Annotated in this window: 3 protein-coding genes; all 3 read right to left on the bottom strand. The window is 74.8% G+C overall.

Features of this window, described 5'->3' with window-relative positions:
• Positions 1-38: 38 nt before the first annotated feature.
• Positions 39-764, bottom strand: coding sequence for an RNA polymerase sigma factor SigM (gene sigM / locus ACIQOV_RS25025; protein ID WP_401051995.1), 726 nt, complete (start codon positions 762-764; stop codon positions 39-41).
• A gap of 46 nt (positions 765-810) precedes the next feature.
• Positions 811-2,787, bottom strand: coding sequence for a serine/threonine protein kinase (locus ACIQOV_RS25020; RefSeq protein WP_401051993.1), 1,977 nt, complete (start codon positions 2,785-2,787; stop codon positions 811-813).
• A 303-nt stretch (positions 2,788-3,090) separates the two neighbouring features.
• Complete coding sequence (gene murJ, locus ACIQOV_RS25015) at positions 3,091-5,559, bottom strand: murein biosynthesis integral membrane protein MurJ (protein WP_401051990.1); 2,469 nt, start codon at positions 5,557-5,559, stop codon at positions 3,091-3,093.
• Positions 5,560-5,593 lie beyond the last annotated feature (34 nt).

Genomic DNA, 5,593 nt, shown 5'->3' with positions numbered 1-5,593 from the left:
GTGGTCCTCGGCGGGGTCGGGGAAGGAGGGGTGGGCGTTCATCGGGTGCTCGCGTCTCCTTCCAGGACCGTCCGGCCGGTGCTCGGGCCCGCCCCTGTGACGGTGCCGGGCGGCTTCGGGTTCCCCCGGGTGTCGCGGCGCGGCGGGGCCGAGCCGCGGGCGGGCGGTGTTTCACGTGAAACATCGGGCTCGCGCAGGTGCCGGACCAGGGGGAGGAGCCGGGCCCGGCCGCGCGCGCAGCGGCTCTTCACGGTGCCCACCGGAACGCCCAGCAGTTCGGCCGCCTCGGCCACCGGGTACCCCTGCATGTCGACCAGCACCAGTGCGGCCCGCTGCTCGGCGGGCAGCTCGGCGAGCGCCGCGGTCAGCTCGCGGTGCAGCTCGGCCCGGACCACCGGGAAGTCGGCCGGCTCGGCGCTGCCGACCAGGGTGTCCAGCCGCTGGGGGTCCTCGTCGAGCGGGGTGGTGCGGCGGGTGGCGCCGCGCCGGGCGCGGTCCAGGCAGGCGTTGACCACGATCCGGTGCAGCCAGGTGGTGACCGCCGAGCGGCCCTGGAAGCCGGCGGCGGCGCGGAAGGCGGAGACCAGGGCGTCCTGGAGGGCGTCGGCGGCCTCCTCGCGGTCGCCCAGGGTACGCAGGGCGACCGCCCAGAGCCGGTCGCGGTGGCGGTCCACCAGCAGACCGAAGGCCGCCGGGTCGCCGGCGACGTGCCGGGCGAGCAGCGTCGCGTCGTCCGTCGGGTGCGCGTCGTCCGCCACCGTCACCCCTCCCTCCCGGCCGCCGGTCCGTGCCGCGTCCGCGGTCGTCGGATCAGCCGGAGACCTTCACCTCGGCGACGTGGCCGCGGAACCTGCCGTCGGTATCCTTCGTCAGACCGGTCAGCCAGATCAAGAGGTACCGCGTGGTGACCGGGGAGTCGAGGGTGTACTCGACGTTGCTCCCGGTCTTCTTCCCGACGACGGTGAAGGCGTCCGGCTTGGCCTGCAGCGGGTTGGCGCCGGCGGCCGGGGTGGGCAGCCGCAGCTCCGCGGACTGCTCGCCGCCGGAGAACTGGACGTTCACCGAGGAGACCGGCTGCGGCGAGCCGAGGTCGATCAGCAGGCCGGTGCCCGACTTCAGCGCGGGCGGTTTGGCGCCGAACTGGTCGACGTACCAGCCGGTGGTCCACGAGGTGCTCAGGTCGCCGTCGATGGCCTTCCCGATGCTCTCGGTGCCCTCGGGCCCGTCGCCCAGGGGGTTGTAGGACTGCGCGTCCTTGACGGCCAGCGTCACCGGGTTGTGGGTGCTGGCCTGCGGGCTCGGCGCGGTGCTGCTGGTCGAGGGGGCCGGGGACGCGGTGGCCGACCCGGTGTGCCGCAGGCTGTCGACGAACTGCCAGGAGGCGACGCCGATCGCCCCCAGCGCGACCGTCCACGCGGTGGCCTTGACCACCCGGCGCAGCCGCCGCCTGGTGCGCCGGGAGGAGGTCGGGCGGGAGGAGGCCGGCAGCGGGGCGACGGTGGTGTCGGCGACCCGGGTCGGGTTGGGCGCGGTGGGCAGCGCGTGGGTGTTGTGCCGGGGCGGGACCGGGAAGGCGGGCAGCTCCGGTTCGGGCTGGCGGATCCGGGGCATCTGCGCGATCGCCCGGACCAGCTCCTCCGGCGTGGTGATCGGCTGGGCGTGGTGCGGCGGCTGGTCGAACAGGGCCCGCGCGGCGAGCTCGGACAGGCCCTTGTGGACCCCGGCGCGGACCTGGTCCGGCGCGGCGTTCTGGAGGCCCTTGGGCAGGCCCTGGAGGTCGTAGCGGTCCTCCGGGTACGGCCAGCGGTGGGTGAGCGCGGCGAACAGCAGTGCGCCGATCGCGCGGGTGTCCGCCCGCTGGGCGTCCTCGGCGTCCTCGGCGGGCAGCCCGCGCAGGGCGGCGTCCACCGCGATGCCGTTGATCCGGTACTGGCCGCTGTCGGTGCGCAGCACGCAGCGCGGGGTGAGCCGCAGGTGGGCCTGGCCGCGCCGGTGGGCGGCCGCGACGGCGTCGGCGACCTGGCGGACCATCTGGTACGCCTCGTGCGGCTCCATCGGGCCGTTGGCGAGCAGCCTGGCCAGGTCGGAGGAGTGCGGCAGCCACTCCCGGACGACGTAGACCAGCTCGCCCTCGTGGACGGCGTCCAGGACCTGGACGAAGCGCGGGTCGCCGAGCAGCGCGGCGGACTTGGCGGCCGCCACCACCTTGCGGGCCCGCTGGTGGCCGGAGGCCATCAGGTGGACGCCGACGGCCCGGCGCAGCTTCTCGTCGACGGCGCGCCAGCTGCTGAAGGTCTCGGTCTGGGAGATGCACTCCTCCAGCCGGTACCGGTGGCCGATCATGTCGCCGCTGCGGCGCTGCGGGGCGGGGAGGGTGCGCGGGAGGGTGGCGGTGTCGCGCGGGTCGACCGTGGGCTGCGGGTCGGTGGGGCGGCGCGCGGGGCGGGCGGGTTCGTCGGCGGGCTTCTTCCGGGGGGAGCCGGCGGCCAGTTCGGCGCGGAGCTCCTGCACGGAGAGCGGTGCGGTGATCTCCGAGGTCTCCTCGCCGGCGGGGGTGCCCGGTCCTGCGGCCGGTGCGTCGTCCCCGCTCTCGTCCTCGTCCTTGTCCGCGTCGGTGCGCCCGGGGACGGCGGCAGCGGTGGTGGCGCCCTCGCGGGCGTCCGCGGAGGTGCTCCCGCCGGCGTCCTGCGAGCCCGTGAGCTCGTCGATCGCCGCGGCCAGTGCGGCCTCGTCCGTCGCCGCGTCAGCTGCTGACGTGTCGACGACGGCCTTGGTGCCATCAGCCACCGTGGTCCTGCCTCCCCTTGTGTAGCCCCGGCCTGAGAGATTCGCTGGAGCCCGGGGGTCGGCGGCCCTGTGCTCCAGGACAATTGTGCCCACTCTTCTCCACCGGGTACGACCGCTGGGACGTCCGCTCGGTTGCACGCGGGTGGAGAGATGTGGTGCAGATTGGACACCGGGTCGCCATCCGACGGTCGGGCGGACCCGAACCAACCGGTGACCCAGCACTCGGCCGGACGAGCGGAGGAGCGTCTCGCTCCGGTTGACGCCCGGTCAGGGCGTCCGCTCGTCCGGCCGGTGGTCGGACGGTCAGCGGCCCAGCCGGCCGCGGACCATGCCCAGCATGGCGTTCAGTTCCTCGATCCGCAGGCGCTTCGCGATGAGCACGAAGACCGCCAGCTGGAGGCCGCCGGCCACGACCAGGGCCGCCACGCTGCCCGGCCAGCCGCCGAGCACCTGCTGGACCCCCAGGCTGGCGCCGAGGCCGACCAGCGCGGCCGGGACGCAGGCGGCGGCCAGCCGGCTGTACGTCCTGCCGATCCGCTTGGTGTCCAGTCCGCCGATCCGCTTCTTCAGCTTCGGCATCGCGACCGTCACCCCGACGGCGTAGGCGAGGCCGTAGCCGAAGGCGAGGCCGACCACCGTCCACTCGGCGGGCAGCACCAGCCAGCACAGCAGGGCGAAGCCGGCCTGGCAGGCCGCGACCCAGACGGTGTTGGAGAACGGCGTGCGGGTGTCCTCGTAGGCGTAGAAGCCGCGCAGCATCACGTACTGGGCGGAGTACGGGATCAGGCCCAGGGCGAACGCGGAGAGCATCAGACCGACGTTGGTGGCGTCGTTCAGGACGGTGTCGTTGCCGCCGACCGCGTAGATCGCCCGGCCGATCACCGGGCCCAGCGACAGGAACAGGAAGGCCGCCGGGACGACCGCGACCGCGGTGGTGCGCAGGCCGTAGGAGATGTCGTCGCGCACGGCGCCGGCGTCCTCGTCGGCCGCCGCCCGGGAGAGCCGGGGGAGCACCGCGCTCATGATCGAGACGGTGATCACGGCCTGCGGGAGCTGCCAGATCAGCAGCGCGTTGGAGAACGCGGCCAGGCCGACGCCGTCGTGGCCGGCCGCCGCCGCGGCGTCGCCCGCCTTGGTGGACAGCTGGGTGATCACCAGGTAGCCGGCCTGGTTGGCGAGCACGAAGAAGAACGTCCACTTGGCCAGCCGTGCGGCCTTGCCCAGGCCGTGACCGCGCCAGTCGAAGCGGGGCCGGAAGCGGAACTCGGCGGCCCGCAGGTACGGGATCATCGCCAGCGACTGGACGACCAGACCGATCAGGGTGCCGAGGCCGAGCAGCCGCACGCCCTCGGGAGAGATGCCCTCCGGGGTGACGTGGGTGGTGCCGAACCCGCTGTAGACCCAGATGTAGGCGGAGAAGGTGAAGATCACCACGATGTTGTTCAGGACCGGGGTCCACATCATCGCGCCGAAGCGGCCGCGGGCGTTGAGGATCTGGCCCATCACCACGTGGATGCCCATGAAGAAGATGCTCGGCAGGCAGAAGCGGGCCATCGCCACCGTGGTGTCGGCGCGCTCCGGGTTGGCCATCATCGGGTGGGCGATCAGCTGCACCAGCACGGGCGCCCCGAGCACCGCCAGGAAGACCACGCCGCCGAGCCCGACCATCACCAGGGTGAGCAGCCGGCTGGCGTACGCGGTGCCGCCGTCCTCGTCGTTCTTCATGCTGCGCACCAGCTGCGGCACGAAGACCGCGTTCAGCGCGCCGCCGCCGATCAGGATGTACAGCAGGGTCGGCAGGGTGTTCGCCGCGTTGTAGGAGTCACCCATCACGCCGACACCGATGGCCGCGGTGATCACCATGGTCCGGACGAAGCCGGTGCCGCGGGAGACCAGCGTGCCGGCCGCCATGATCGCGCTGGAGTTCAGCAGGCTGGCGACCTTGCCGCCACCGGCCGCCTGGGCGGGTTCGGCGGCGGGCGCCTGCTGGGAGGCCTGCTCCTCGGCGACGACGTCGGACAGCGGTTCGACGGCCGGGGGCACCGCGACGGCGGCCACCTGCCTGGTGGCCTCCTCCTCGGAGAGCGGCGGGTCGAACTCGATCGGCGGCACGAAGTGCTGCTGCCCGCCCGGAGCGCCGCCGTGCTGCGGCTGCCCCGGGTAGCCGCCCGCCGGCGGGTACGGGGCGGGGCCGACCGGAGGGGCGGTCGGCTGGACCTGCTGCGGGGCCGGGGCGGGCTGCGGGACCGGCGGCTGGGCCGCGGACTGCGCCGGGCGGCCGCCGAACAGGGCGTCCACCCCGACGTACTCGGTGGTCTCGGTGTCCCAGGCGGAGTGCGCCGGGCCCGGCTCCCACTGCGGCCGGGGCTGCTCGACGCCGCCCCAGTGGCCACCGGCGGCCTGCGCCGGGGCCGGCTGCTGCGGCCAGGCGCCCTGCACCGGGGTGTCCCAGCCGGGCTGCACCGGCGGCACCGGGGCCGCGAACTGCTGCTGGGCCTGGTACGGGGTCGGCGGCACCGGCGTCGGGTAGCCGCCGCCCTGCGGCGGCAGCTGCGGCGGCACGTCGTACGCGGCGGCCGGCGGCTGGGGCGCGACGGGCCGACCGGCCTGCAGACCGTACGGGTCCTGGCCGTCCTGCGGGTGCCCGTACGCGTCCGCCGCGTACGGGTCCTGGGCGTAGGTGTCGGCCACGTACCAGTCGCCGGACGGCGACTCGGCGCCCGGCCGGCTCTCACCGCGGCCCGACGGCCGCTCCTCGCTGCGCCCGGTCATGTCACCTCTTCGCTGTCGTGGGGGGAGGCCGGCC

The organism is Kitasatospora sp. NPDC091257 (genome assembly GCF_044757675.1).
Taxonomy (GTDB): domain Bacteria; phylum Actinomycetota; class Actinomycetes; order Streptomycetales; family Streptomycetaceae; genus Kitasatospora; species Kitasatospora lactacystinica.
The sequence above is the reverse complement of the archived record's forward strand: the minus strand, read 5'-3'. Positions and strand labels throughout refer to the sequence as shown.

Excerpts from the sequence above, each read along its gene's own strand:
- murJ (WP_401051990.1), bottom strand. The coding sequence starts at position 5,559 with ATGACCGGGCGCAGCGAGGAGCGGCCGTCGGGCCGCGGTGAGAGCCGG.